The sequence below is a fragment of the Mobilicoccus caccae genome, assembly GCF_030161635.1.
Lineage (GTDB): Bacteria > Actinomycetota > Actinomycetes > Actinomycetales > Dermatophilaceae > Mobilicoccus > Mobilicoccus caccae.
Genome location: NZ_BSUO01000002.1, coordinates 60312 through 86149, shown reverse-complemented (window position 1 = coordinate 86149; position 25838 = coordinate 60312). Strand labels below are relative to the sequence as shown.

The window sequence follows — 25838 nt, the reverse complement described above, 5'->3', positions numbered from 1 at the left end:
AAGGCAGATAGGGCAATGGTTTGGTGTGTTTGTTTCGATGAAATCTCGAGATTCTTGGGCGTCTCATCACCCCGTCGCGAGCATCAGCCCGAGACGACGCCCCGAGGGCTAGAGCCGCCTTAACCTCTCTCCTCGCGTGCCGTGCGGTTCTGCCTGCCCTGGCACGGTTTCGGGACTCGACCCCCGCGATCCGTGAGCCCTGGGGGGTCGACAACCTCAGCCCGAGGCCCCACCTCCCTCCTCCTGAGCCGCTTTTCCCCAACCGCCGGCGACGGTGAGTCGCCAGGGGTGCTCTCGTCCCGCTCCTTGTCGCGTACGGCCCGAGGGAATGGGCTCTCTTGCTGCACCTTCGGCAGACCAACGTGCCCCCGATCGCACGGTGCTCACCTAGCACGGTGCGGTTCGGGAGCGACCTCGACGCCGTTCTCACTGACCAGCGATCAACCGTCGAGAACGACGCTGTGCGTCGGGGTGTTAGGCGGGTGCATTGGGTGCCCAGACGGCCACGCTGCCGCCGTGCCCCGACGCAGCCCTACGGCCGCAACCCATCCACGCGCCGGCGGTGAGTCCTCAGAAGACGATGCGTTCGCCTTCTGGCGTCTCGATCCATTCTTCGTCCTCGTCCCCGGTCGACTCCTCCTCACTGGCCTGCGCAGTGGTGGATGCCTTGGGTGCCTCGACCCGTGGTTGCAGCGGGGGAGCGGCGAACAGCTCCGCGAAACTCGGCGCCTGCGGGGCTGCCTGCTCGCTCGTGTCCGGGGCGTCCTCGTCCGGGGTGTTGCTCTCCCCGCTGGGTGCCTCGGGTGAGTCCTCGCCCGGCAGGTCGTCGATCTTCGTCACGGCCACGCGGTGCACGCCCTCGGGCTCGACCAGGATGACTTGCCCGGTGCCGAGCTTGCGCAGCTCCTTGGGGTGGACGATGAACTCCTCGACGCGCCGTAGGGAGCCCACGCCGGTGCCGGGTGCGACCGAGCCGAAAATGTCGCTGTCCTCGGTGACCTGAATCGTCTCCTGCCAGCTCGCCTCGGTGCCGATGTGCTCGGCGCGTGCGGAGGCGCTTCCACGCTGCCGGTGCAGAATGTGGATGCCCGCGTTGTCCCAGACCGACTCGGCGAACTCGTCGCTGACGGCCGAGAACGCTGCGTCGGTCTGCGCCGACAGGATCGTGCAGCCACCTCCGCTGCGCGATCGCTCGAAGCAGTCACGCAACGTCTCGCCGCCGATGGCGCCGAATTCATCCAGCATGAGCAGGGTCCGCCCCCGGTCCGGTCCGGCCATTCCTCGTCATCGAGCTGGGCGAATAGGCGGGTGAGGTCTTTCACGACCAGCGTGGACAGCGCCCGAGCTGAATCGGCGTCGACCTGCGCGTCCAGGCTGAACACCAGCACCCCTGCCTCACGCACGAAGGTGTCAATGTCGACGGTGTGCTCGTCCTCCACGCTCAGTCGTCCCGCCTCGCTCTCGGCCAAAGTCTCGATGCGGGCGATCATCCCGCCGACAGAGGACCTGTAATCACGGTCCTTAGCGGCCCGTGCGACCCGCTTCCCGACCTTGGCCTTCACCGGGTCGACGAGCTGAGGACGGATGCGCGCCAGCTCCTCCACCTCCATGAGCAGCAGCAGGTCCCCGAGGGTCCGCTTCCACTGCGTGCCGTCCTTGCGGGCGAGACCGCGCTCGATGAGCTGGTCCAAAGCTTGCAGACTCATCCGCAACCAATTCAGCCCGTTCGAGCGGTGGTAGGGGTCGGAGAATCCACCGTCTTTCATCGTCGCCAGGGCTTCCATCAACCGGGAAGTGACCTCTTGGGAGGAACCGTGCCGCAGCGGGTTCACGTGCGCGCTCGGCCCCGACAGTGACACCACGGCGCAGCGACGATCGGCGAGTGCGGCCAGCCACTTCACACTCCGAGCGAAAGCCTTGGACCCCTTGAGGTCGATCAGGACAACCCCGATGCGAGCCCCTCGCAGACCGAGCAACGCGATCCACAACAACCGCAGCAGCGTCGTCGTCTTACCCAGGCCGGTAGGGCCGGTCACGACGACGTGCGAGAGGAACCATGAACCGCGCCACAGCACCGGCTCCCCGGCCTCGTCGATCCCGAACAGAGCCGCGCTGTCTGTCCACGTCCCCGCCTCCCCAGGGCGCGAGGCGCCCTGGGTGCGGCGCACCCGCGCCGCCAACCGAGCCACGAGCGACGACGAGCCTTGCTCGTCGTCCTGCTCGCGCGCAGCGTCAGTGGTGGACGCAGGGGGCGACGCCGCGATCTTCTTCGCCCGCTCGTGCGCCTTCGCCGCCTTCGTCCCCGTCAGATGCGTCGAGTAGTCAGGACGATGCACCCTCCACGTCGGCCGGAAACGACGCCGCCGAGACAGCACCAGCCCGCAGATCACCAGCGCCATGCCGATCCCAAGCGGGATTTGCCCCCACAGCCACAGCAACCACCGCTCCTGGACCAGACCACCCAGAACACGAACCGCCCCGCCATCACGCAACATCAGCCCACCGCGAGCGACAACCGCCGCCATCTCCCGCCACGGCGAAACGTAGATACGACCCGCCCCGAGACCGAACAGCAGCGGCAACAACACCAGCCCCGCGAGCGTCACCCACCATCCACGCACCCGCTCCATAACGGCTTGACGAGAAACCACCAAAACCCCGACAAAGGTCAGAACGGCAGTGACGGGATTCAGCAGAGCAATTCCCCACACTGCCGCTCGAACCAGCGCCTCGCCCTCGGAAACGGGCCGCTGAGCACCTGGACCACCAATCCACGGCACCCGGGGACCGGCAACTGCCGACGCCTCCCTCAAGGCCTTTCCTCCCATTCCCACCCGCGCACAAACACCTTCGGCCCACTACCCGCGACGACCTTGTTCGCCTTCTCCGCGGCCTCCTCCAAACCCTTGCGCACGCCGGGCGCACCGTAGTACGCGACCCGCAGATACCGCGAGCTGAGAGCGTATGTCTCCATCAGAGCAACAGCCCGAGTCCGGTCCTTGCGGGCCAACTCCACCTCATGCGCAAGCAACCCCTGCTCATGCACCGTCACCAGATCGGGATAAAGAATCGCGCGACCTGCCCCCGGCGCTGCACGCAACGCGAACTCAGGAAACTCCGCACGCGGCGGGTCAATAGCGCGAATCTCGACCTCCGTCATAAAGGACCCGATGCTACGTCGGTGATGCAACCACGTCGCACAATCCACCACCGCCAGATCGTGATGCAACGTCCCCACCACAGGCCGTCGACCCGCGTGCTCAATCTCCACGACCCGCAACCCCTCACGGGTCACGCTATGCGTCATCGGCCGATCACCCAGCAACTTCGCCGACTCCACCAAGCCCAGCTCCCTAAACCGACGACACGACCGCTCCACCTGCTTCACCAACGTCGCCGAATCTGGATCAAACCACGCCACAACCTGATACGCCGTCACCGCCCGCCACCGAGACATCCACGCCAACCACTCAACATCACGACTCGTCAACCGCACACCAATCACCTCCTCAACCTTCACTCCAACCTACACACAACCCAAAACAAACCGACCCACCAAAAACCGGCCTCAACTACCCGACCACCCCGCTCTAACCCGCACCTAATCACCTAACGCAACCACTACCCCAACTCCACCTAAACTTACAACCACCCTCCACCCCCAACTACCCGCTTTAACCTGAATCTGACCACCTACCCCAACCACAACCTTCTTCAACCTTGACCACAACCAAACCTTGACTTAACCATTGAACCTACTCCCCACCTGTTCCTAACCTTCACCACAACCAAACTCCTCCCCCCACCCTGACCACTCTGCTCGCTCCCCAGGACACCACCCACTGACTGAGGGACGATGGCGGTGGGTGGTGTCCTGGGGAGCGAGGCGTTTACGCTGGTCAGGGTGGGGGGAGGGAGTTCCCGCAAGAATAGGCTAGGAACAGGTGGGGAGCAAGTCTGGAACACGCCTCGATCGTATCCCGAGGCGGCTCCGAGTGAAACCCCGGAGCCGTCCGGGTTCTTGCCGTGTCTCGGCTTGTCGCCGCGTCGCGGCCTCGCCGCGACCGGCTTCGATTTCGGCTGCGAACTTGGCTCGCCAGCTCGTCGCCTCTCGATCCCGGCCCGTTTCTCCGGGCCGCTCACGGCGATGAGCGCCGAGCGTGAGGCGATCGCCTCGCGCGCGTGAAGAGGACTCTCTAAGGAGAGTAGAACTCTCCGATGGGTCGCCATTTCGTTCCCCCACAGAAGACACCAGCCGCCGGCGGGCGCGCACCCGAGCACGAGCCGCTTCGAGCAACGCCTCGACCTCGACGGGGCGCGATCCCGGCGCGGTGAACTCGCCCCGCGATCGAGCTTGCTCCATTCCCCGGCGACGCCTCTCGCTCTCCTCACGCTGACGCAGGACCTCCTGAGCCCGCTGACGAGACAGCGGAGGCAACGGCTTGCCTTCCTCATCGGTCCAGTGGTTCAACCTCCACCGCAAACAACCGACAACCGATTTCCATGTGGTCGTGAAAGTCCACGCCTCACCGGAAGGTGTCTTGGCGATAGCGGTACGGATATCGTTCGGGGTCCACCCCGCCGCGAACCAGGGCCTCAGCGTGGATGCCAGACAGCGCGTCGATATTTGACGCAGCGTCAGATCATCGGCCCGCATCCGCTCAGCGGCAGCACGCCGCTCAGCGCGGGTCCTAGGGACCTTCGACATGAGCCAAGAACCATCGCCTTGATTCCCGGCCGGGACGGGTTGCGGCGCCTCGACAAGTAGCGCATATTCCGCCCTGAGATTGACGGGAGAATCGCTTTCGGCATCCCACTCAATCGTGCCGGGCGCCAGCTCCATCAGCCAACCCTCGGCGATGAGTCGAGCAATGCCACGCGAAACCGTGCGGGTGCTCCGGGCCATTCTTTGTGCGAGCACGTCGTGTCCGGGAGAGGACCATCCCACGTCGATGCGCCACTGATATGCCACATGGTTGACCAGCTCAACCATCGTGGCACGTAGATCGCGGCGGAAAGACTGGACCTCGATCCAGTCATGCACTCGACGCCGCCATTCGACGGGATTCGTGGTCACCACACTGCCACGGGGCACACCAATGCGAGCCCGCCGCCGACGTCGCGTCCGCGGACGAGGAGATGCTTTCTCTGATTCTCCGAGAGGGGTAGTCACGGCCTCACAGGCGCCGGCCGACGCATCCGCCAACGGCGACACGCCGCGCCCCGTAAAGGCGCGCAGGACTCCCTCTCGGGGGTCCTGTGGTGCTATCGTGACTCCCGAGTGATCAGTGTTTCGTTGTTGACCAGCTGAGCGCGTCAGGCCGCCAAGCAATCGGCGCCAGCCAGGTCATCCAAAGACGTTGTCGTTGTTGAGGCCCGGTCTCCTTCCTATGGGGGATCGGGCCTCAACCTATTGCCTCCCGGTGCCTCGTGGTGCTTCGACACGCCGCCGGGTTTCATGTATGCGGCAGGGTGTCGGCCTGCGGCTGCCCATCGAGACGGCCCTCCCGCTCGATCTGCTCCACTGCCGCTGGCACGTACTGACGCAGGAGGTAGCGCAAGGCGCGCACCATGTGCCGCTCGCCCAGGGCTTCCTTGAGCTGGTCGAGCAGGGCGTCATCGGCGGGGTCAAGATAGAACTGACGCAAGATGCGGGCCTGCTGCTGCTGGGAGTTGGGCTGTCGAGGCATGGTCTCTCTCTAATGCATGAATCGGGTGCTCAGCTGGAAGTTGGACGCGCCGCGCCGACGAACCTCGCGGAGTAGTAGGGCTTCACCAGGCGCCCCCGGAGATGAACCCGGTTTGCGTGCGCAGACTCAGCCCCGTGCGCGGTGCTTCGGCGATCGCGCCGTTCCCCACGAAAACCATGACGTGCGTGACACGCCCGCCGCCCGGTCCGAAGAAGAGCAGATCGCCGGGTTGAAGCTGACTCAAGGAGACCGCCGGCAGCGCGTCGTGCTGCTGCTTGGCCGTCCGCGGGAGAGTGATTGTGCCGCCGCTGCCGCGGTACCACGCCATCTGAGCAAACGACGAGCAGTCATAACCAACGGTGCTCGCGCCGGCGTCGAATCCGCGGGACGGCCCGGATGGGCCACCACCGCCCCAGCTGTAGGGGATGCCCTTGGCGACCTCGGCCAACCCGGCGTTCACGGTCTTGCTGCCCACGTCGGCGCCCACGAGAGGACCGACGAAGCTGTTGGGTGCGCCCCCGTTGGGGCATTGCTCCGCGGCAGCGTTGAGTGCAGACGGATCGAGGGGCGCCACCGGCGCAGTCGACGCCGAGCCCGCCGTGCTCGTGCTCGCGCTGTACGCCTGCACGATCACCCGCGCCGACGCCTCCCACTGCGCATAGGCGTCGGGAAACCCACTGCGCTGCACTGCCTGCGCCGCCTGGGTCAACGGCATCTGCTGCCAATCCGGCACCTGCAACAACGCGTCATAGAACTGCCCGGCCGCCCAGGTCGGATTCTGAAGCTGAGCGGGGCTGCCCCACCCCTGCGAGGGGCGCTGCTGGAACGCCCCCAGGGAATCCCGGTCACCATGATCGAGGTTGCGGAGCTGGCTCTCTTGCATCGCTGTCGCAATCGCGATGACCAAGCCACGCGGGGGAATCCGGCGCTGTTGACCCACGGCGATGATCGTCGAGGCCACCGACCGGGCCTCGGCCTTGGTCTTGCTCGCGGTCCCCACGAACGGAGCCTCGTCGATCGAGCCCGGCGTGAAGGTGCCCAGAACGGCCGTCTCCGGGGCGCCACAGTCATTCGCGGCTGCGGCCTGCTGACTCACGTTCGGGCCCGAAAGCAAGGCCAGGAAGGCCAGCGGCAGACCGATGAGCACCACGACGACAACACCGAGCCACTTGGTCACGATGACCCTTGCGCGGTCGGAAGTGTCGGCGCCGGGGCACCCGCTGCGGTGCGGCCCACGGTGGTGACGACGACTCGGCCCGCCGTGTCGGTAAGACCGAGCATCAGCGTCGAGGCGTCGTCGAGGTCCAGACTGACCGTCGAAGTGGCCCCGGAGCGGGCCACGACGTGCGATGCGCCGACGGGCGCGGGCAAGGTCGCCGGATCGACCTCACTCAGCGTCGTCGCCAGACGCGGCGTCGTCACCTTCACCAAGCCTGCCCGTCGCGCCTCCGGTGTCCCAGGTGCTCGCCACGCTGCCACGAACGCTTCCGCGGCACGGACCGAGGCTGCATCGGCATCTTGCGGCGCTGAGGGCGCGGGTGCGGTTGACTCCGGGGTGTCAACGGGCGGGGCAGGGGCCGCGGTCGGCTGCGACGTCGTTGCAGCCGCCGGCGGCGTAGCCGGCGCTTCCGGACGATCCCGGAACCAGAGCACAGCGCCAAGGAGGACCGCCGCGGCGAGAACCGCGGCCACCACCGGCCACCACCGGCCCCCCGACCGCTGAGCCTTCTCGACCGACTCCGGAGGCGGGGGAGGTGGTGCATGGTCAGGAACAACCGCATCCAGCTCGGCGTCGTCGTAGTCACGCCAGTTCATCGCTCGTTACCTCCCGGATTCTCAGGACCACCACTGCGGCGCCGCCTCGGCGCGGGCTGGCTGTAGCCGGTGCGTGCTCGCGGCCGAGGAGTGCGCTCACCCGCCGGCTGCGCTCCTGCTCGGTTCGAGGACGACCCGCCACCGCTGGACGAGGACCGCCGCGCACTCGGCGCGGCCGACGACGACGAGGACGACCCGCCACCGCTGGACGAGGACCGCCGCGCACTCGGCGCGGCCGACGACGACGAGGACGACCCGCCACCGCTGGACGAGGACCGCCGCGTCCCTCGGGTCTCGCCGCCGGTGCTGGGGTTGGCCCAGACACGTCGGCGATTGGGAGACAACGGTCCATCCGTCCCGGTCAGTGTTGCCAAGTACGCGAGGTCCTCGGGGACTGACGTCTCCTCTCGCTGAGTGCGTCGTGATTCTCCTGGACGTCTCGTCGGGGCGCCTCCTGGCGCGGCACTAGGTCGTCCCGAATCGCCGTCAGAGCGGGTCGGGCCGCCCTTGGTTCCAGGCCGACGAGCACTCGGCCGGCTACCGGGCCGCGTCGCGTCGCGTCGTGCTCCACCCAGGACACGACGCGGCCCGCCTCCGATGCCGGGTCGGCCACCGCCGGTGCCGCCACCTGCATCACCGTCGCCGCCGCCGGTGCCGTCGTTGGGCGGGTCGTCCTCGTACGTCCCGCGGCCCCGGCCGCGGCCCTGGTCCTGGCCTTGAGAGCTGCGTTGACGCTGACGGCCTCGACCGGAGCCAACCAGGGACCGGGCCGTGTTACCGAGCCCCCGAAGCGCCAGATATGCCCCGAGGCGTCCCCAACCCGACGATGCTCCACCGCCGGTCAGCACCCGCTCCAAATAGGTCTTGGCCCGCAGGGCTCCCGCGAGTGTGGCGAAACCGAAAACCGCGGCCGGGAGATAACCCTCCGAGACGGTCGCCGCGATCACGACTCCGTTGATGATCTGCGCGGCGCTGATGATGCCCAGAATGATCCCCGACAGGACCGTCAGCCCCGCGATCAGCAAGAAGATTTCCGAGCCCACTCGTCCGGCCCATCCGCCCACCATCAGCAGACATGCCCACAGCACACCGAACACCAGCAGGATCAACGCCGTCGTCCACGGCAGAACAGAACCGATGGCAAGGGACGCGTTCACCAGGAACAAGCCCCCACCGATCAGCACGGCTATGAGCGACGTGGCGATACGACCCGAAGGATCATGCCCCTGAACGAACCTCACGGTGGGGGCGTCATCTCCACCCTCAGAAGGCTTTATGACCTTGTCGATGTATTGCTTGCGCTCGTCGTCGGTCTTCAACTTCACCCAGTCGGGGCCGTACCGTTTGCATGCCTCAAGCGACCCGAACTGCGTCTGGCACCAGGGCGTGACGCCGAAGACGCGCCACTGCGCGTCACCCGTGCGACGCGCAAGCTGCTCTTGGTGAGTGCCGCCGGTGACGGCGCCGCCGTCGAATTTGAACGGCATGTCAAGCTGCGCCTGCCCGGTGGTGCCCAGGTTTGAAACAGAGGATGAGAGGAGCTGGCGCCCATCATCGAGCGAGCCGAGGAGTCGGGAACCGTCGATGGCGAACCCCGCCGCGAGGAGTCCCCCACGAGGAGTCCGATCAGCGGGGACATGTAACCGCGCCCGGTGAAGTGCGACCACAGCACGCCCAGCCCGCCGAGGATGAGGGCGGTCGGGAAAAGCCAGAGCATGAGGTCACCGGAGATGGCACTCACCTCTGCTCCCAGCGGTGCGGCGACCTCGACTGAGGTCAGCCGGGTCGCCCACCACGGCAGAGCCACCGCGAGACGGGTCAGCATCAGCGCGATTTCTTGAAGGGGCTCATAAAGCACGTAGGCCGATTGAGCCACGACGTCGGTAAGACCGAGGTCCGAGGACACGATGTAGGCGTTCAACCCCACCTGTTCCAGCAGGGTCGTGCCACTGCCACCGGCCAAGGAGGGCAGGGTGAGCAGACCGCCGAGACCATCGGGGGTTGTCGGGCTAACCGCCGCGGCTGTCTGGCGAACGAAAAGGGCCGGCCTCACGGAAGTGCCCCCCGAGGAGCGTTTCGAGCGGCGTCGTGGCGTTCCCCGAGCCGATCGTGACCCGCTTGACGACCTTGCCCGTGGCGTCGTCGACCAGGATGGCGGACCGGAGACGGTTCTGTCCCTCGGCCTGCCACTGCACGAGGATGCCGACGCCGCGAGTCTGCCCACCCGCCCCGTTCGGCAAGGTAACAACCGGCGTCGCCTGTACCACCGAGACTGGCTCGATGAGGCGGTTCCCCACTCGCGCCGAGCCGTAGATTCGTTCGCACGTAACGGGATCGGGCTCCAAGCCACACGCAACCGTCTTGTCACCGCTCTGGATGGCAGTCTCGTAGCGGATGGCGGTCTGGATCGCCGTGGTGACCTGCGGTGCCTGACTCACCGAGGGAGCAGCGGCCGGCGGTGCCTGATAGCTCGCCGGGGTCACCGCGTGCGCGGCGACCCACCACACACCGAGCGCGACGAGCAACCCGGTCAAGGTCCAACGGAGTCGGCCCCACTGCGGCCACCGCATTCCCGACCGGCGCACCCGCGCGGGGCGCACTCCCGCCTGATCATGCGCCGCCGGCATCTCCGGTTCGTCCCAGCTCTCCGGCATCTCATCGGAGCCGTGGTCACCCGGCACGAGGCGAAGGTGTGGCTGCTCGTGGTCGTCGTTGTGCGTCATGGCCTCTCCTCGAAGTCGCCGGCACTCACCGGCACCGGCTCCCAATCACTGGCGACGTCCAGCACGTCGCTGTCGACGGTGTGCTCCTCTGTCATGTCCTGCATGGATGCGCGGTACCGCTCATCACGCTCAGCCGCTGCCGCGCCGGACGTATCCAGCAGCGCAAGGACTTCGGCCGAGGGCAACACCCACTGCATCGTGGCCACGTCGCCCCACCTGTCCTGCGCCAGACAGTGCCCGCGGCGCACACCCCGCTTGCTATTGCCGTCGAGGTCGCTCTCGTCCCGGTCCAACGTGGCGATGACGTGCGGGGCGTCGCTGTCCGAATCAAGGCGCATCAAACGCACGAGCTCCTGTTGCTGCCGCTGGGTGCGCTGCGCGAACGCGAACGTGCTCGACAGGCCCTCGACGATGCCGGGGACGTCCGCGATGCCCTCGACGTCCTGAGAGTCCGCCAACAGCGAGACCCCCATGAACGCCGCCATGCGGCACATCTGCTCCAACCAGGCCCGCCCGTCGCTTGTCGCGAGAAGCACGTGAGCCTCGGGAATCGCCAGCACCTTCACCCGCCGCCGCTCCCGAATCGACGCGGCCATCATGGAGCACCAAGCCAGCATTCCGCGCAGGGCCGCGACCTGCGCACGCTGCGGCGCGGTCCAGTCGGTCGCCGGCTTCCCAGCCTCGGGAAGCTGCGGCAGGGGCAGGTCCAACACCGTGATCCCGGCCTCACGACTCAACTCCACGCCCTCCCCGCTAGGGCGCCCGGCGATCAAGCGGCCGTACCCCGAGCGGGTCACCGCGTCTAGCGTCTTCCCGACTCGATCCCATCGGGGGTCCTGCTTTCCGCGTTCGAGAATGCTCGCGACCACACGCCAAGACCGCGGATCGTCGGGGTGGGCCTCCACCTCGCCGGCCACGGCCTGCTGAATCACGTCCTCGTGGTCAGCGGCGATCCGGTGCGGCAGCAGAAGGGCGAGCTGTCCGGCGGCGGCATCGGGCGCGAAATCCGGCTCCGTCGCCACGAAAGCATCGAGCGCGCCAGCGTGAGCCTCAAGAACGGAGATCACCCGGCCCGGAACATCGAAACGTCGAGCCGCGTCGACGAGCCCCTTGCCGTCGCCCTTCACGTCCGGCAGAAACACGTATGGCTCCAAAGCCTGATTCTGCGGAGCCAAGCACGCATCCAGCGCGGCCAACATCATCGCCACCGTCTTACCGCGGCGTGTGCGTCCGGTCAGGAGAGTCAGGGGCGCATCCGCGGCTGCCGTCGCCTCGGTGCACAGGAATCGGACCAGCGTCGCCGTCAGGCCGGTCGTGAATCCGATGGCTGGCACGCTCGGGTCGGCCGAGCCCACCTGCGACCCGGCCCAAAACCACGACTGCGCCAGAGCGTGCGTGTCGCGGTGGTGTCCCAAATCAGGGACACGCACCCGGTCGCCGATCAGCTGTTCCAACCAAAGATCGCGCTGCTCATCCTCAGCAACCCACGCCGTGATCCCGATGGCGTCGTAGCAAGCAACGACGGCGGCGGACTTGGCTTCCAGCTCCTCAATGCTCGACGCCGAAATGATGATGCGCGGGTGATCCTCGTCGAGCTGCACATGGTGACGCTGCAACGCCATCTCCATCTGCGCCGTCTCATCCTCGGCGGTCAAAACATGGTCTGAGGGCTCACCGGCGCTGCTCTTACCGGCCTCGATGCGCTGTTCCTTTGCCAACACACGCACGCTGCCGACCTTGCTGACGGCCTGCTGCCCTCGAAGAACGGAAATGCGGATCGAGACATCAGCCAGGACGTGAACCGGGGCGGGCTCCTCCCACCCCTCCAACATCAACGGCACGGTCGTCAGACCATTCAGGCAGGCGATCCACTCCTGACCGGGCGTGACCATCACCTCGGGGAAGTCGGTCAAGGCCAGGACGCGCACGAAAGACACGACCTCCCCACGGGCATCGACGATGCGCAGATGATCCGGCATCGGCTCGGCACGCCCGGACACCAGGCGCGCAAGCTGCGCGCCCTTGAGCTGATCCGATGCCGGAATCTCGGCGCCACGGTGCATCTCACGCGAGATAGACCACGCGATCGTCTCCGTGCTCGCGGCCTGCGCCCGCCACAGCGTGTGCGCGAGCTGGCGTCCCAGCTGCACCGACAAGGACAAAGCCTCCGCCATTTCCGCCGACGACACCGTGCCAGCCGTCAACCCCAGCGAACGACCGCTGCCGCGGTATCCCTTGCGGGACAACAGCTTGACGCTCAACAACACCTGCCGCTCGGGCAAGTCCAGCTCGTCGATGCTGTCGGCACGGGTCTCGGCCCACTCCCGCACACGCGGCCGTCCGGGCACGTCGACCGCGGGCAGGTCCAGACCAGCCAAGTAGGTATCACCGCTGATCCGGCCCCACACGACCTTGAGATGAGCCTCGCGGCCGGTGAGCACACGGAAAGCCGACAGGGCATCGTCGTGCTCACGGTCCAAAGAACTCTCGCCCTTCACGTCGCTGTTGGTGCTGCGCAACGAATAGACGCCCCACACGGCGTCGTCGGTCACGACGACACCCGGCGCGATGGCGCGATACTGCGGTGGCGCCGCGGCGGTCCGCCGGCCGAAAAGAGACCCGAACGTGCCCATATGACCTCGCCCTACTTCCGTCGTTCTTGCCGGGATCGCACCAGCCGTGCTCGTGCTTCCTCAGTCCCGATGAGCTGCACCCGCGGTGCCAGCAGGACAGCGCGTCCCTGCCTCATGTCGATCGACTGCCGGGGCCCCGTGTACGTGCGATGAGTGGCGACCTGACCCGGCCGCAACACGTCCTGCCACCCAGCGGTGCGAGACCGAATCCGCTCCCGCACCGGAAGGCACTCCTCCCGATCCGGCTGCCTGCGCCCCAGCCCGATCACTGGCTGATGAGCACGCACGATCCATCGCAAGCTCAGCATCCAATCGGTGACGCGACGACGGCGCGAGCACCGTCCTTCCTGCCACCCCAGCCACGCGAAGATCGAGGGCGGCACCATCCACAGCGCGACCAGCGGAGGAATCCAGGGGACCCGCAACACGCTCAGCAGGACCCACCAGGCCAGATAGACCATGACGCCCCACCCCAGAGCGGCGCGGGGCACGCCCTCACCAAGATCGACGCCGAAAAGCTCGTGCTGCCGAGGCTCGATCCGCATGCTGCGGGTGATCGTCCGCCCCTCACGCACTGCCGCTACCGCCGGTGCCAGCCCCAGCGTTGCCGCCGCCGAAGGTCTGGCGCCACAGCCAGATAAAGATGTTCTTGGTCTCGTCTGGCAGGAAAATGAAGCCCGCGACCACCACCGCGAGCATGAGGAAACCGATCAGCTCCCCCACGCTCGCCGCGCCAGCATCCACAGCCCGACCATGATGACGATGACTGCGAAGAAAGACCCTCCGATAGCCGTCGCCCAGGTCACTAAACCCGTTCCAGTACCCATGATTCAGTCCTCTCTCTCGTTGCGGTTGACACGTTGTGGTCAACCTGCGGTGATTCCGGCCACGCGCCAGCTCGTCGATCCAGACGCGCTCACCTGAGTGAGCGTGAGCCGATACCGCTGCTGAATTTCAGCCGCGCCCAGACGCCATGTCACGGTCGCGGTCGCCGGGCGCGTCGGCCCCTGGCCCTGATAGACCGTCCACTCGCTCACCCCGACCGGCTGCACAGTGCCTCCCAGCGGAGCCAGATTCACTCCCGGCGCGGTCGCCTGCGACAGCGCGCCAGCATCGCGGGCCGCGAAGGCCGCGAAGAACGCTGCCCCGCCCGCCTTGGTCTGCGCGGTCAGGTCGGCATCGGGCGTGCAGGTGGCATCCCCGACCCGACAGCGCGGCCCCTCCGTTGGCGACATCGGTGACGATCCCTCACCCGGAAGTGAGGTGAACGCCGCGCCCGTGCCGTCCACGAGCACCCGTGCGCCATCGGTGTGCACCGGCACCGAGACTCCAAGCCACTGAGCGGGCGCCTTGCCGTTGGTGATCTGTGCCAGCACCGTCACCACGGCCCGCGTCGGCTCGACGACCTGGATTCCGGCCGGTACGACATTGCGGACCACCACCGCACCCTGACCGTTCCACCCCGTGTTCTCCGTGGCCGACCCGGCGGGCGTATCCAGCGCCATCCCTGCCGCCCGTGACCGTGACTGCGCCGGGCTCAGGCTCAAGTAGGCCGAGGTCCAGCGCGCCGCGACGCCCTCGGCCTGGCTCGTGGGGAAGGTAACCGACGCCGGCAGACTCGGGGCCGGCGGCGCGGATGGCGGCCCCTGCACCAGCGAGGAGATGCCACGCGCCACGATGACGAAAGCCACCAAGCCGACCAAGACCTGCAAGAACCGGCGCAGCATGACCGCCGTGCGTGGCTCGGGGTCGAGCATGAACGCCGACGTCGCCCCCGTATTACCGCTGACCTCATCGCCCCGACTCGACGTCGAGTTCGGCCGCGATAGAGAGAACCGGCGCACGCCGCCGCCTGCGCGTGCATTCCTCTCGACCCTGCGGGGCTCCTGAACCGGCTCGCTCTGGACCGCGGCTCTCGGCGCCGGTGACGTCGCCCGCGCACGAGCGAACAGGCCGTCGTCGACGGCGGTCTCGCCCCGTTCCTCAAGCGCGCTGCTCATACCGAAACCCCGGCGAAGAAGTCATCATCGCCAGCGGCGGGCTTGACAGCCTCACCCTCCGACGACGACGGAGCCGGGTCGGCCCCCGCAACGGTCCGCCGCCTGCGGGTATCCAGCGGCCGAGCGATCTTCCCGGCCCGCACCCACTGATCGACCACCGTGCGGGTCTTGCCGTCCTCGGTCCTCTCCCACTCGTTCACCTGCCACGAGCCGACGACATACACGCGGTCGCCCTTGTGCAGTTGCTCGGCCGCGGCCTCCCCCAGCGCGCCACCGACCTTGACCTTGACCCGCATCGCGCCCCGCTTGACCCACGCACGGTCACGGTTCTGCCGCACGTCATCGACAAGCATCCGGAACTCAGTCAGGTGCCCATCACCTCCGAGGTCCACGCGCTCAGGCTCGGCAACCAAGTTGCCCTCAAAGCCACCCCACATCTCGAACATGACCCACCACCTCCGATTTCATGTATGAATCCATAGTGCAGCATCCAGCCGATAGATGCCAGCACCGGACACGGGATGAAATCGCCTGCGACTCAAGCGATTCCGGGACCCTAGGTGCGCGCGAGTCGCACGGTTGACACCCAGGAGTCATGGAATGATCAGGCGGGGCACCCACGGGTGGGGCGGTGGCGTCGGCGGACTTCACAAAGCAATATCCCAGCCGATTGGGCAACAGAAGTACACATCGGGCAATAGAGTACGCTGTCGACTGCATGGCGTGGTCGCAGCTGAAAGGCGTGCGCGTCAAATGACACAACCGAACACCGACCTCGACACGATCCCGGAGCTGCGGGCCTACCCGCTGATGATGACGACCGCCGACGTCGCCGAAGTGCTGAACTTGCGTCCGGTCGCCGTCATGCGGCTGCTCAACCGGAAGGCTCTCCCCGGCACCAAAATCGGCAGCCAGTGGCGCATTCGCCGAAGTGACGTCCAGCGCATCATCCTGGGGGAATCCGTCGTCGAGGAGGAATAGCCCACCAGAAAGGCTCTCGATGGCCACCACTCCTCTCATCGCCATCACGCGCACTCTGACACCTAGCGGTCAGCCAGAGGTGACCATCGACGGCCGTCATGTCTCCCCGGAGCCAGGCGAATCGGCAGATCAGGCAGCCCTTCGAGCTGCTGCGCGCCTCGCTGACCGAGCACCCGGTCGTGTGGTGCACGCAGACATGGCCGACGAGCACGGCGCCTCATGGCGAGTCGCAATCCACGCCGACGGATCGGTACTGGCCCTGCCCAATGACGAGCAGGATGAGGACCCGACGACACAGCTAGAGGCGGTGAGTCCTGCTCCTGCCCCGCTGTCCCTGCCGGACACGACCCCCGCGCCGCGGCGACACCCGACACGGCACCTCGCCGGCGCAACCGCGCTCACGGCCTCCCTGACCGGCCTGCGCCGGCGGATCACCAAACGGCAGCTTTCGGTGGCGGCGGTCGTGCTGGCCGCACTGGTCGTCGTCGGCGCGATCGCTCTGGCGATGCACACCATGGTCAGCGGCGACGCGCCCTCCCAAAGCGCGACCACCGCGGTCGCGGTCACGCCAGGAGGGGAGTTCCCCGCCGGACCGCCGCTGGAATGGGCCAAGTCGGCCACCTGGTCATCGCCGGTCCTCATGCCCGAGGCCAAGAAGGTCGCCGTCGTCGACGGCACCAAAGTCGGCATCGTCACCGCCGACCGTCAGGTGGCCCTCGTTGACGACCAGGGCAGCACCGTGTGGTCACATCACCTGCCTGGCGGCACGGTCCGATCACCGCTGACGCTCACGATGATCGACAACTCTCGCGCTCTGGCGATCCACGTCGGAGACCGCCTAGCGTGGTGGATGGTGGACGACGGCACCGAGGGTGGCGTCGCCCTGCCCAGCGAGACGGCGCCGATCACCTGGCGCGGCGACACTCCCCTCATCGGCACCTCCACCGACACCGTGGCTCTCATTCAGGCCGGGCAGCTCGCCACCGTGAAGGTTCCCCAAGGTGCCACCGCAGTCAGCGCGTGGACGGACGGTCACGTCAACGCCGGCGCGCCCACCGGCTGGTGGCAGCTCAAACCCGGCCAGGAAGCCGGAAACGCCCACCCCTGGGAAACCCCCGCATCCAAGCCCGAGACCTTAACCGTCATCGACGCGATGGGCCCAGCAATCGCCACCGTCCACCCAAGCAGCACCGGCAAAGGTCTTGAGGTCGTCATCCATCAGGACACCGGCGACGGCATTCACCGCCTGATGGCGGGCCAAGTCCCCGGCGCCAAACCCGGAGACGCCCTGAACTGGTTCCCCAGCTCGTCGAGGACGTGGGCGATCGTGGCGACGCGCCCCACCAGCGCAGACAAGAAGGCCGCAGAGGGACGTGCCCTGGTCGATCTGCAACGCGGCACGGTCACAGACCTTGGCGGACCTCTCTCGGTCGCCTCGGTCATCGCCGATCGCGCCTTCGGCACCATCAACGGTCAGCGCGTCGTAGTCTCCCCAGACGCACCGACCGGACTCATGAGCCCATCCGAGTCCGTCGTCGAGGAAGTGCTCGGCCGCAACGCGCTCGTGCGCAGCTCATCCAACGGCCAGGAACGCATTTGGCTCCTGCCACCCAACCCCGCCGTCCCGACCGTCAAGAAGTGAGTGAGCCCGTGCGTACTCCCCGCATCACCATCGCCGCCCTCGTCGCCCTGACCGCCGGGACCGGCCTCATGCCTGCCCCCGCCGCGGCTGCCGACCCCACCCCGGCCGACGCCGTGACGGTCATCATCCCCGTCACGACCGACGTCGTGACCGTCACCGTCTCGCGAGACCCATCCACCCGGACCGCACCCCTCATGGTGGCGGACCCCACCAACACTGCGCGGCCCGTGCCGGGCACCACCGAGCAGCCTGCACCGACCTCATCGGCCTTCACCGCCGCCCCGACGAGCACCAACGCCCCCGCGACGCAAGCTCCGATGGCACCGGCAGACCCGACCGTCACGCTCACCACCGAACCGGCGACCCCAACCACGACGAACCCGGTTGCGACGATCACCCAGACGGCTACGAGCGTGCCGACTCCCCCGCTGACTCAGGCACCCTCACGGCACACCCAAACGAGCACCAGCTCGCCCACGACGACGGCCGACCCGACCCCGAAACAGACCGTGGCTGACACAGCCTCACCGGCGCCAGCACAGGTTGCCCCCGAAGGTCAGCAGGCGCCGCAGGCCACCCGCGACACCCCGACCGCAGCAGCGCCCGCCCAGCGGCAGGTCTCCACCGGCCAGAACGCTTCCGGACTGACTTGGAAGCACGGCGTGTTCGCCCATTCCCTCGATCGCGTCGGGCGCTTCCAGGACGTCACCGGCCGCAAGGTCGACACACTCTCCGTCGCCCCCGCACGCGGTTCGTGGGCCACGATCATGGACCCGTGGTGGATGGCTCGCCCCGCGGGCTTCACCGGCACGCTCGACGTCGCCGTTCCCCTCTGGCAGGAGGACGGCGACCTCGCCACGGCCGCCGCGGGCGGCTACAACGCGCAGTGGGAAGAGCTGGGCCGGATGATCGAAAAGAGCTACCCCGGCTCCACCGCCCGCATCGGTTGGGAGTTCAACCTCGGAGGATGGAAGCACCACGCCACCCCGGAGAACGTCGAGCAGTGGAAGCAGGCTTTCCGACACGCCTCGACGTCACTCAAGAAGGGCGGACCGTCGCTACTGGTGACGTGGAACCCCAACAAGGGCAAGGGCGATTCCCTCCCCGACGCAAGCATGGCTTGGCCCGGTGACGACGTCGTTGACGTCGTGGGACTCGACGCATACGACTGGTGGCCCGCCTACAACGAATCGACGTGGCCGCAACACCGCGACGAAGACCAGGGCTGGAAGCATTGGGTCGATTTCGCCCGTTCGCACGGCAAGAAGTTCGCCGTTCCCGAGTGGGGAGTCGCGCCCGGCAACAAGCAGGGCGGCGGCGACAACCCGTTCTATATCGCGACGGTGATGGACTACCTCGCCTCCGAGCACGCCAAGGACGGAATCATCCAGGGCGAGTCCTACTTCGACGAGCCAGAGGCATACATCGCCAACTCCATCGGCGACGGGCAGGTCCCCCAGGCAGTTAAGGCATTAAAGGCACAACTTGACAAGAGCGCGAGCCAATCGGTCTCGACGCTGCCTGCACCTGCGACCCCGCAGCAGGCCGCGACCGGAGCACCATCCACCACGGCGGCGCCATCCACAGCGGCGGCCGAGACCACCGGAATGCCCACGACCTCAGCACCGCCGGTCCCCGGTGATAGCACCGCAACTCCCCAGCAGATCGAGACCCAGACCGCTCAAGAGGCGGAGCCCAGCAGCCAGACGACCAGCCAGGGACAGTGGAGCGCCCCCCAGGACGACTCGCACGGCCCAACCCCTGACCTCATTCGCTCCCCTCGGCACCAAGGAGACTCCTCATGACTCGCCCTCGCCTCACCCACGCCGGTCTTATCGCCATCGCCCCCCTCGCCTTCGGTGTTGCCCTGCTCGGCGCGCAGCCGGCGCAGGCCGACGAGCTGCCCACCAGCAGCACCCCCGAATCGCCGATGAGCACACCTGCCGACCCCGACCCCACCGCGGCCGACGAAGCAAGCAATGCGCCGGTCGCGGCCACCGCCGAGGAGTCACCCCCTCGGACGGCTCCGACCAGTCCTCACCGATTCCAGATCAGGCCACAAGCGAGCCGAGCGCAGCGAACAACGTCGACACGCCGCCTCCCGCCGAGGAGACACCCGAGCCCGTCGACACGACACCCCCCGACGAGCCCGAGCCTGACGACACGCCCCACCGCGACCAGCCGCCCGCAGCAACAACCCCTCCTGCCACTCCTCGTGAGGCCGAGGAGACGCCCACCCCTGTCACGACGAGCGCACCGCCGGACCCGGCCACCGACGCACCCAGCACCACGAGCACGGCTGCACCCTCGACGACCGAGACGGCCGCGCCCAGCAGCTCGACGACCGCACCGGCACCCGAGGAGACGGCCGCGCCGGCACCGAGCACCAGCTCGACGACCGCACCGGCACCCGAGGAGACGGCCGCGCCCAGCAGCTCGACGACCGCACCGGCACCCGAGGAGACGGCCGCGCCCAGCAGCTCGACGACCGCACCGGCACCCGAGGAGACGGCCGCACCAGCACCGACGACCGAGACGGCCGCGCCCAGCAGCTCGACGACCGCACCGGCACCCGAGGAGACGGCCGCGCCGGCACCGAGCACCAGCTCGACGACCGCACCGGCACCCGAGGAGACGGCCGCACCAGCACCGACGACCGAGACGGCCGCGCCCAGCAGCTCGACGACCGCACCGGCACCCGAGGAGACGGCCGCGCCGGCACCGAGCACCAGCACGACTGCACCCTCGACGGCCGCGCCTGCGGTGACGCCTAGGAGTCAACACCTCGAGAGCGCGCCGAAGGTCACGGTGTCTGTCCCCTCGTCGGTGCCCGATGTGACGGTGGCCGTCTCCTCGACCCCGGTCGCAGATACCGCGCCTGATCCTGTGTCGCCTGTCCTTGTGGCGACGCCCACCACGGCCGCTCCGGCATCGGGCACGGCGACTGCGCCGGCCCCAACCACGAGCACGGCCGCGCCCTCGACGGCCGCACCAAGCACCAGCTCGCCGACCACGAGCACGGCCGCACCAGCACCGGCCAGCTCGACGACCCCACCCTCGCCGAGCACGACGACCGCGCCGGCCACGAGCACGACCGCGCCGGCCACGAGCACGGCCGCACCGAGCACCAGCTCGCCGACCACGAGCACGGCCGCACCAGCACCGGCCAGCTCGACGACCCCACCCTCGCCGAGCACGACGACCGCGCCGGCCACGAGCACGACCGCGCCGGCCACGAGCACGACCGCGCCGGCCACGAGCACGGCCGCACCGAGCACCAGCTCGCCGACCACGAGCACGGCCGCACCAGCACCGGCCAGCTCGACGACCCCACCCTCGCCGAGCACGACGACCGCGCCGGCCACGAGCACCACGAAAGAGGCTGCACCGGCACCGAAGGTGCCCGAGACCAGCGCACCCAAGCCGCCGGCGCCCGCTGAGGCACCTGCCCCGGCGCAGACCAGCAAGCCGCGACCAGCACCAGCCCCGGCCACCGAGACGCCCGCGCCGACACGCGAACCGAGCCCGCCTGTTCCTGCTCCCCCGATGGAGACAGCCGCGCCGGCTCCTCGCCCAACACGGCCTGCGCCGACGTCGCCCTCACCTAGCAGCACGACCCCAACTGAGGGACCGGAACCGATCGACCCCCCGGCGTCAATTCCGTCATCGCCGACAACCTCGGACCCGTCCCCCACTTCCACGCCTCGGATTCCGACCACAAGCCAAATCGCCCCCCAGCGCGGCACAGCACCAGCTCGAAGCCAGCAGGTCACGCCTGCACCACACGCTCAACGCCCCGCGCCCGGTGCGAGCCCTGCACCCGCAACGCCGGCGGCGCCGGCCGTCGAGCCCCACGTCGAGGCATTGGCCGTGACTCCCCCGAGCCGCTGCCCCTCGCTGAGCGGCCCGCCGCGAAGATCGGCGGCAAGGACGTCACCAGCACTGACGTCCCGTCCGGTCAATCCTGGCCGACCGGCAACGTCGTGACCGCCACCGCTATCGGGTCCGGGAAAGCCCGCAGCGGCGAGGACGTCACCGTGGTCACCGCACGCGACAGCAGCTCACTGACCCCCGCGGTCCGCAAGCAACTGAGCGCGATCAAGGGTCAAGTCGTGGTCGCGGTCCCGCTCAACGCCGGCGACTGGACGACGATCGCCCGAGCCACCCCTAGCCCCATCGTGCGCCTCACCCCGGCCGGACCGACCAGCGCAGGCGCGCAGCAGGTCGTGGCCGCCACCAAGGCGATCCTCGCTGCCAACCCACGGGCACGCGTGGAATGGGTCGTCCCGATCGACGCCGACCCTGACACCATCGCGAACGCGTCCTCCGCGGCGAAGGTCGTCGACACCATCGCGGTCACGATCCCCGCTGACGCCCACTGGCCTCGCACAATGCGGGACCTGACCGACTGGACGACCTGGGCCTCAGCACACCGCAAGCGCGTGTCCGTCGTGCAGCAGGTCGACGCGACCACCCGGCCCGGCCTTGTCCGCTCAGTCAACGACTGGATCGGTGTCCAAGCCAAGAGCCGCCGCATCGCCTACAGCGCCACCACCACCCAGAACTGAGAAACGACCTTGACGCACCGCCCGCGAGACTGCGCCGGGGCACGGCGGGCGGTGTCGTCTGTGGTCAAGCACTCCCCCGCCTAGCACCCCGACGCCCTGGGCAACCTGGTCACGGCGTGCGTCATGAGCTGGGCAGGGACATCACAATGCGAATGCCACGACCCCGAACACGGCGAGGACACCGCCCCAGAGCATGAAGCTCACCCCCTCACCCCCGTGCCCGTTGATCTCGGACAGCCCGCCTATGACCAGGAGATCGGTTGCGCGAGTTCTGCTGACGCCCAGGTGTCAACGCGGGATGAGCACAGAGCGTCACGTCGATTGGAACGCATCCGGTCTGGAACCGCGGACGTGGCGCTTGGGTGTCACTGCAAGATGGGCAACTCGACCTCGCCGGCCATGCGATCACGAGCTGCTGTGAACGGGTAGGCACCGCCGCCGTGCACAACATCGTGGATCACCCGGCGGGAGCATCCGTAGTCGGCTGCGAGCTGGGTCAACTTCTCCCCCGTCGCGGCGCGGCGACGCACGGCCGCGACGGCATCCGGGTCAAGGGCTCGCTTCCGTCCCTTGTAGACCCCGCGCTTCTTCGCCTGCTCGATCCCCTCACGCTGCCGCTCACGCAAGATCGACCGCTCAAACTGCGCGAACGCGCCGATCATCTGCCGCTGGAACACCGCGAACGGGTCATCGACGCCCGGCGCGAAAACGAGACGGTTCGTGACGAACTCGATCTCGACGCCCTTAGCGGTCAGGGTCTCAACCCATGCTTCAAGGTCGACCAGGGAACGGGCGAGGCGGTCAAGTGACGACACACGCACGCGATCGCCGGCGCGGACGTACGCCAGCAACTCGTTCAATCCAGGCCGCTCCACGCCGTGCGCGCCGGACAGCCGGTCGGTGAACAGGCGGTCGACCTCGCCGATGGCTGCGAGCTGCCGGTCGAGGTTCTGGTCCTCGGTCGAGACTCGCGCATAGCCGACCACTTGACCCTTGGGTGTCATAGTTCTAGAGCCTATCCCGCAGTGGGCAGGAACGTCGGCATCTACCCTATCCCTCACCGTCAGCGACCAGCGCGAAGGTGTGCAGATAGGGAGTAGCCCAGCTCCTCGGTGACGTACTCGCGCGCGTCGGGGTTCTCGGTGATGTTCACCTCGACGTAGGGGACGCCCTTGCTGTCGAGCATCATCTTCGTCATGCGGCACTTCCCACACTGCGGGCCGGTCGTGTAGACGGTTAGCGCTTCCATTTGGTAATCCTCCCACCCCTCGTTTTTTTGCCGTGAAGGCGAATTCATTCGCCGCTAGGGAGGGCGGCCGGAGTGCTAGTGACCGTGGAATACCGGACTGAGCGCAGCGAGGGAGGATATGCCGCGAAAGCACTAGCGCGCAGGTTGGCCGACCGTACGCTGCCGAAGGCTTCACGGCAAAAGAACGGGCCGACAGGCCCCTGCAGTCGGCCGGCTCCGTCCGGCCGTCCGTTAGCCGGCGCCGGCTCCGTCCGGCGTCGGCCGCTGTAGAGGCTCCCCGCCGCGCGGTCTGGGGGGCGACGTGGCGGCGGGGAGCGGGTGCCGGGGCTGCGTGTCTCGCTGGGGGACGCGGACTAGGCCGCCGACGCGACCCACCCTATTGCGTTGGGCCGCGTAGCGGTATTGGAGTTATTGCCGGTGTTCGGTGTAGAGCGTGACGATTCGGGCGGCGACGTTCCACACGTCGTCGGGGGATACCTCGTCGAGGAGGATCGTTCGCGTTCCGCCGTCGAGGTCGATCCACCAGACCGGGCGCACGGTGTCGGCGTCGATCCCGGCCCGGTGTGCGGCGAGGTCTGATGACGGGTCGACGGGGCCGAAGTAGAGCTGAGGGGCCCAGCTATCCGCGCCCATGTCGGTGTAGAGCGTCGTGGGGAAGGGGAGGAGTCGGGCGAGGTCGTCGAGGAGGGCGGCGACGTCGGTTTCTGTGAGGGTGTGCACGGGGGTTCTCCTGTCTGGTCGGGGTGGTCAGTCGGCGGCGAGGTCGTAGCCGCCGAAGGGCGAGCGGGATTCGACGTGTCGGCCGCCGTGCGGCCCTCGGATGGTGCGGACGGGGGAGCCGGGGCGCTGCCACTCGGCGGGGTAGTTGGCCGCGCACCACTTGGCGGCGGCGGCTCGTGCCTTCTTCTCGTCGGTGGCCGCTGCGGCGGGGCGGGGCATGATCGGGAGTGATCGCCAGCCGGGCAGGGCGTGGTCGTGCCACGCCTCTACGGCGTCGTTCTCGCGCTCGCTGATGACGTGCCAGGCGCAGCCGGGGCACACGGCCTGATAGCGACCGCCGCCGGGGAGCGGGTCGGCGCTGTGGTCGTGGTCGGCCTCTTTGCACCAGGCGTCGGCGTAGAACATGTGCAGCTCGTGGCCGTCGGCGGTCGCTGCGCGCTCGCCCTGGTTGTAGCTGTTGCGGTGCCACATGTGGGAGCGGGGGATGCATCCGAAGCCGCCGAACTCGGCGCGGTAGCGGTCGAATGCTGCATCCAGCTCGGCGGGGCTGTAGTAGCTGGTCGTGTAGGCCAGGGGCGCGCCGTCCCATGCGGTGGCGGCGACGGCCTCGCGCTCGAACTCGGCCAGGTCGAACAGGGTTTCCGCGGTCATCGTTCCTTCTCCTCTGACGGTCTTGACGGCAATAGAGTTATTGCCGCTCAGGCGGCTACGGCCTCGGGCTGCTCGGTGAGCGCGTCGGCCAGGGCGTGAGCTGCGCGCAGCACGTTTGCCGCGGTGGCCTTGATCGTCTCGGCGTCGCAGTTGCTCCACCCGGCGACGTATCCGACGCTGTAGGCGCTGGTGTCGAGTCCGAGAATCCCGGCGACGACGTAGGCGACGCTCTCGGCCTCGGTTTCCTTGGTGCCGCGGTGCTCGACGTACTCGGCGTGATCTTCGTCCGCGTGCAGGATGACGTGCGCGGCCTCGTGAAGTCCGGTCTTTGCAGCCTGGGCGGGGGAGAGGTCGGAATCGAGCACGACGCGACGGCCCTCGGGGTCGGTGTAGCCGTGTGCACCGCCGGGGATGCTCTCGCGCTCGACGGTCCAGCCCTTGCCGGTGAGGTAGTCGGCCACGGCGTCGAAGATGCCCGCGGGGTCGTCTCCGGTCAGCGGCCGCGCGATGTCGGTCGGGTCGCCCGCCTCGGGGTCGATGAGGTCGGTCTGTCCCATGTCGAACACGGACACCGGGAAGAACAGCGTTCGGCGCTGCTCCTCGTCCTCGCCGGTCTTGGGGTTCTCGACCGTCTCGCGCACGTCGCGGCCGCCGAAGATACGGATTCCGCGCTCACCCTTGCGCACCTGGCGGTTGAGCTTCTGCCACGTCCGGTAACCGGCGACGTGGGACGCCTCGGGGCACTGGCCGAAGATCAACAACAGGTTGTTGATGCTGTAGCGGTGGAATGCCTTCGTGAAGTCCAGGAACCGCGCCCACGCCTCCGACTCGCGCAGCGCCTCGACCTGCTCCGCGATCGTGGCTTGCAGCTCCTCGGCCTCGGCGCGACGCTGCTCGGGGGTCTTGGTGGTCTTGACGTTGCGTGCCATGTTCGGAACCTTCCGTGCCGGTAATAGGGTTATTTCTCTGCTCATCCCCTCCACGTTTTTTTGCCGTGAAGGCGGTTTACCGCCGCTAGGGAGGATGCCCGGAGCTCAACCCGTAGGGCGGTGGGGGAGAGAGTTTCGGCGCGAAATAAGGGAGCGCAGCGACCGCGTGCCGAAAGTCTCGGAGGAGCCGGCGGCGCAGCCGCTTGGGTGGAGGGTTGACGACCGTATGCTGCCGAA

Annotated in this window: 24 protein-coding genes; 6 read left to right on the top strand and 18 right to left on the bottom strand. The window is 68.0% G+C overall.

The genetic code is table 11. The features are described 5' to 3' along the window. Positions 1 to 570 precede the first annotated feature (570 nt). The 5 genes from QQK49_RS22150 to QQK49_RS22130 all read right to left on the bottom strand — a co-directional run bounded on the left by QQK49_RS22150 (position 571) and on the right by QQK49_RS22130 (position 7505). Positions 571 to 1278 (bottom strand): TraM recognition domain-containing protein, encoded by a 708-nt coding sequence (locus QQK49_RS22150; protein ID WP_284306067.1) that lies wholly within the window; start codon positions 1276 to 1278, stop codon positions 571 to 573. Positions 1279 to 2809: 1531 nt separating this feature from the next. Next, a complete protein-coding gene (locus QQK49_RS22145; protein ID WP_284306025.1) occupies positions 2810 to 3520 on the bottom strand; it encodes a hypothetical protein in 711 nt (236 codons plus the stop codon). Between the two features lie 1936 nt (positions 3521 to 5456). Beyond that, positions 5457 to 5690, bottom strand: coding sequence for a hypothetical protein (locus tag QQK49_RS22140; protein ID WP_284306024.1), 234 nt, complete (start codon positions 5688 to 5690; stop codon positions 5457 to 5459). Positions 5691 to 5772: 82 nt separating this feature from the next. Next, positions 5773 to 6867 carry a C40 family peptidase gene (locus QQK49_RS22135; RefSeq protein ID WP_284306023.1) on the bottom strand — a complete coding sequence of 365 codons (1095 nt, stop codon included), beginning with the start codon at positions 6865 to 6867 and terminating at the stop codon, positions 5773 to 5775. After that, positions 6864 to 7505: a hypothetical protein gene (locus QQK49_RS22130; protein ID WP_284306022.1), complete on the bottom strand. Its 642-nt coding sequence runs from the start codon at positions 7503 to 7505 to the stop codon at positions 6864 to 6866. Before QQK49_RS22130 ends, QQK49_RS22135 begins: the two co-directional genes overlap by 4 nt. 90 nt (positions 7506 to 7595) lie before the next feature. Here QQK49_RS22130 and QQK49_RS22125 point away from each other — a divergent pair, with 90 nt between their 5' ends. Further along, positions 7596 to 7919 carry a hypothetical protein gene (locus QQK49_RS22125; RefSeq protein WP_284306021.1) on the top strand — a complete coding sequence of 108 codons (324 nt, stop codon included), beginning with the start codon at positions 7596 to 7598 and terminating at the stop codon, positions 7917 to 7919. A gap of 806 nt (positions 7920 to 8725) precedes the next feature. Next, entirely contained in the window at positions 8726 to 9028 is a 303-nt protein-coding gene (locus QQK49_RS22120; RefSeq protein WP_284306020.1) for a hypothetical protein, read from the top strand. Positions 9029 to 9514: 486 nt separating this feature from the next. On the opposite strand, the gene QQK49_RS22115 is transcribed toward QQK49_RS22120, so the two are convergent. The 6 genes from QQK49_RS22115 to QQK49_RS22090 all read right to left on the bottom strand — a co-directional run bounded on the left by QQK49_RS22115 (position 9515) and on the right by QQK49_RS22090 (position 15307). Continuing rightward, positions 9515 to 10039, bottom strand: a complete 525-nt coding sequence (locus QQK49_RS22115) for a hypothetical protein (protein ID WP_284306019.1) — start codon at positions 10037 to 10039, stop codon at positions 9515 to 9517. 185 nt (positions 10040 to 10224) lie between these two features. Beyond that, positions 10225 to 12861 (bottom strand): ATP-binding protein, encoded by a 2637-nt coding sequence (locus tag QQK49_RS22110; RefSeq protein ID WP_284306018.1) that lies wholly within the window; start codon positions 12859 to 12861, stop codon positions 10225 to 10227. 11 nt (positions 12862 to 12872) lie between these two features. Beyond that, positions 12873 to 13406: a hypothetical protein gene (locus tag QQK49_RS22105; RefSeq protein WP_284306016.1), complete on the bottom strand. Its 534-nt coding sequence runs from the start codon at positions 13404 to 13406 to the stop codon at positions 12873 to 12875. A 22-nt stretch (positions 13407 to 13428) separates the two neighbouring features. Continuing rightward, entirely contained in the window at positions 13429 to 13605 is a 177-nt protein-coding gene (locus QQK49_RS22100; protein ID WP_284306015.1) for a hypothetical protein, read from the bottom strand. Between the two features lie 122 nt (positions 13606 to 13727). Further along, positions 13728 to 14618, bottom strand: coding sequence for a conjugal transfer protein (locus QQK49_RS22095; RefSeq protein WP_284306014.1), 891 nt, complete (start codon positions 14616 to 14618; stop codon positions 13728 to 13730). A gap of 239 nt (positions 14619 to 14857) precedes the next feature. After that, on the bottom strand, positions 14858 to 15307 hold the full coding sequence (locus tag QQK49_RS22090; RefSeq protein WP_284306013.1) for a single-stranded DNA-binding protein: 450 nt from the start codon (positions 15305 to 15307) through the stop codon (positions 14858 to 14860). A 307-nt stretch (positions 15308 to 15614) separates the two neighbouring features. Between QQK49_RS22090 and QQK49_RS22085 the strand changes: the two genes are divergently transcribed. The 3 genes from QQK49_RS22085 (at position 15615) to QQK49_RS22075 (ending at position 19289) form a co-directional block, all read left to right on the top strand. After that, on the top strand, positions 15615 to 15842 hold the full coding sequence (locus QQK49_RS22085; RefSeq protein ID WP_284306012.1) for a helix-turn-helix domain-containing protein: 228 nt from the start codon (positions 15615 to 15617) through the stop codon (positions 15840 to 15842). 307 nt (positions 15843 to 16149) lie between these two features. After that, positions 16150 to 17484: a hypothetical protein gene (locus QQK49_RS22080; RefSeq protein ID WP_284306066.1), complete on the top strand. Its 1335-nt coding sequence runs from the start codon at positions 16150 to 16152 to the stop codon at positions 17482 to 17484. Then, on the top strand, positions 17481 to 19289 hold the full coding sequence (locus QQK49_RS22075) for a glycoside hydrolase family 26 protein (protein WP_284306065.1): 1809 nt from the start codon (positions 17481 to 17483) through the stop codon (positions 19287 to 19289). The genes QQK49_RS22080 and QQK49_RS22075 overlap by 4 nt, the downstream gene beginning before the upstream one ends. Before the next feature lie 246 nt (positions 19290 to 19535). Here the strand turns inward: QQK49_RS22075 and QQK49_RS22070 are convergent, their stop codons facing one another. Both QQK49_RS22070 and QQK49_RS22065 read right to left on the bottom strand, forming a co-directional pair. After that, complete coding sequence (locus QQK49_RS22070) at positions 19536 to 20219, bottom strand: TrbL/VirB6 family protein (protein ID WP_284306009.1); 684 nt, start codon at positions 20217 to 20219, stop codon at positions 19536 to 19538. A gap of 42 nt (positions 20220 to 20261) precedes the next feature. Next, positions 20262 to 20858, bottom strand: a complete 597-nt coding sequence (locus QQK49_RS22065) for a hypothetical protein (protein ID WP_284306008.1) — start codon at positions 20856 to 20858, stop codon at positions 20262 to 20264. 609 nt (positions 20859 to 21467) lie between these two features. Between QQK49_RS22065 and QQK49_RS22060 the strand changes: the two genes are divergently transcribed. Next, entirely contained in the window at positions 21468 to 22052 is a 585-nt protein-coding gene (locus tag QQK49_RS22060; protein WP_284306007.1) for a hypothetical protein, read from the top strand. A gap of 365 nt (positions 22053 to 22417) precedes the next feature. Here the strand turns inward: QQK49_RS22060 and QQK49_RS22055 are convergent, their stop codons facing one another. From QQK49_RS22055 to QQK49_RS22035, 5 genes are all read right to left on the bottom strand, one after another. Then, positions 22418 to 23056, bottom strand: a complete 639-nt coding sequence (locus tag QQK49_RS22055; protein ID WP_284306006.1) for a recombinase family protein — start codon at positions 23054 to 23056, stop codon at positions 22418 to 22420. A 59-nt stretch (positions 23057 to 23115) separates the two neighbouring features. After that, complete coding sequence (locus tag QQK49_RS22050; protein WP_284306005.1) at positions 23116 to 23301, bottom strand: glutaredoxin family protein; 186 nt, start codon at positions 23299 to 23301, stop codon at positions 23116 to 23118. A 408-nt stretch (positions 23302 to 23709) separates the two neighbouring features. Next, positions 23710 to 24021 carry a hypothetical protein gene (locus QQK49_RS22045; RefSeq protein ID WP_005053814.1) on the bottom strand — a complete coding sequence of 104 codons (312 nt, stop codon included), beginning with the start codon at positions 24019 to 24021 and terminating at the stop codon, positions 23710 to 23712. Between the two features lie 27 nt (positions 24022 to 24048). Further along, the gene (locus QQK49_RS22040) at positions 24049 to 24672 is read right to left on the bottom strand and encodes a DUF6349 family protein (protein ID WP_071643367.1); all 624 of its coding nucleotides are present in this window, start codon (positions 24670 to 24672) and stop codon (positions 24049 to 24051) included. Positions 24673 to 24719: 47 nt separating this feature from the next. After that, complete coding sequence (locus QQK49_RS22035; RefSeq protein WP_005053810.1) at positions 24720 to 25601, bottom strand: ArdC-like ssDNA-binding domain-containing protein; 882 nt, start codon at positions 25599 to 25601, stop codon at positions 24720 to 24722. Positions 25602 to 25838: the final 237 nt, after the last annotated feature.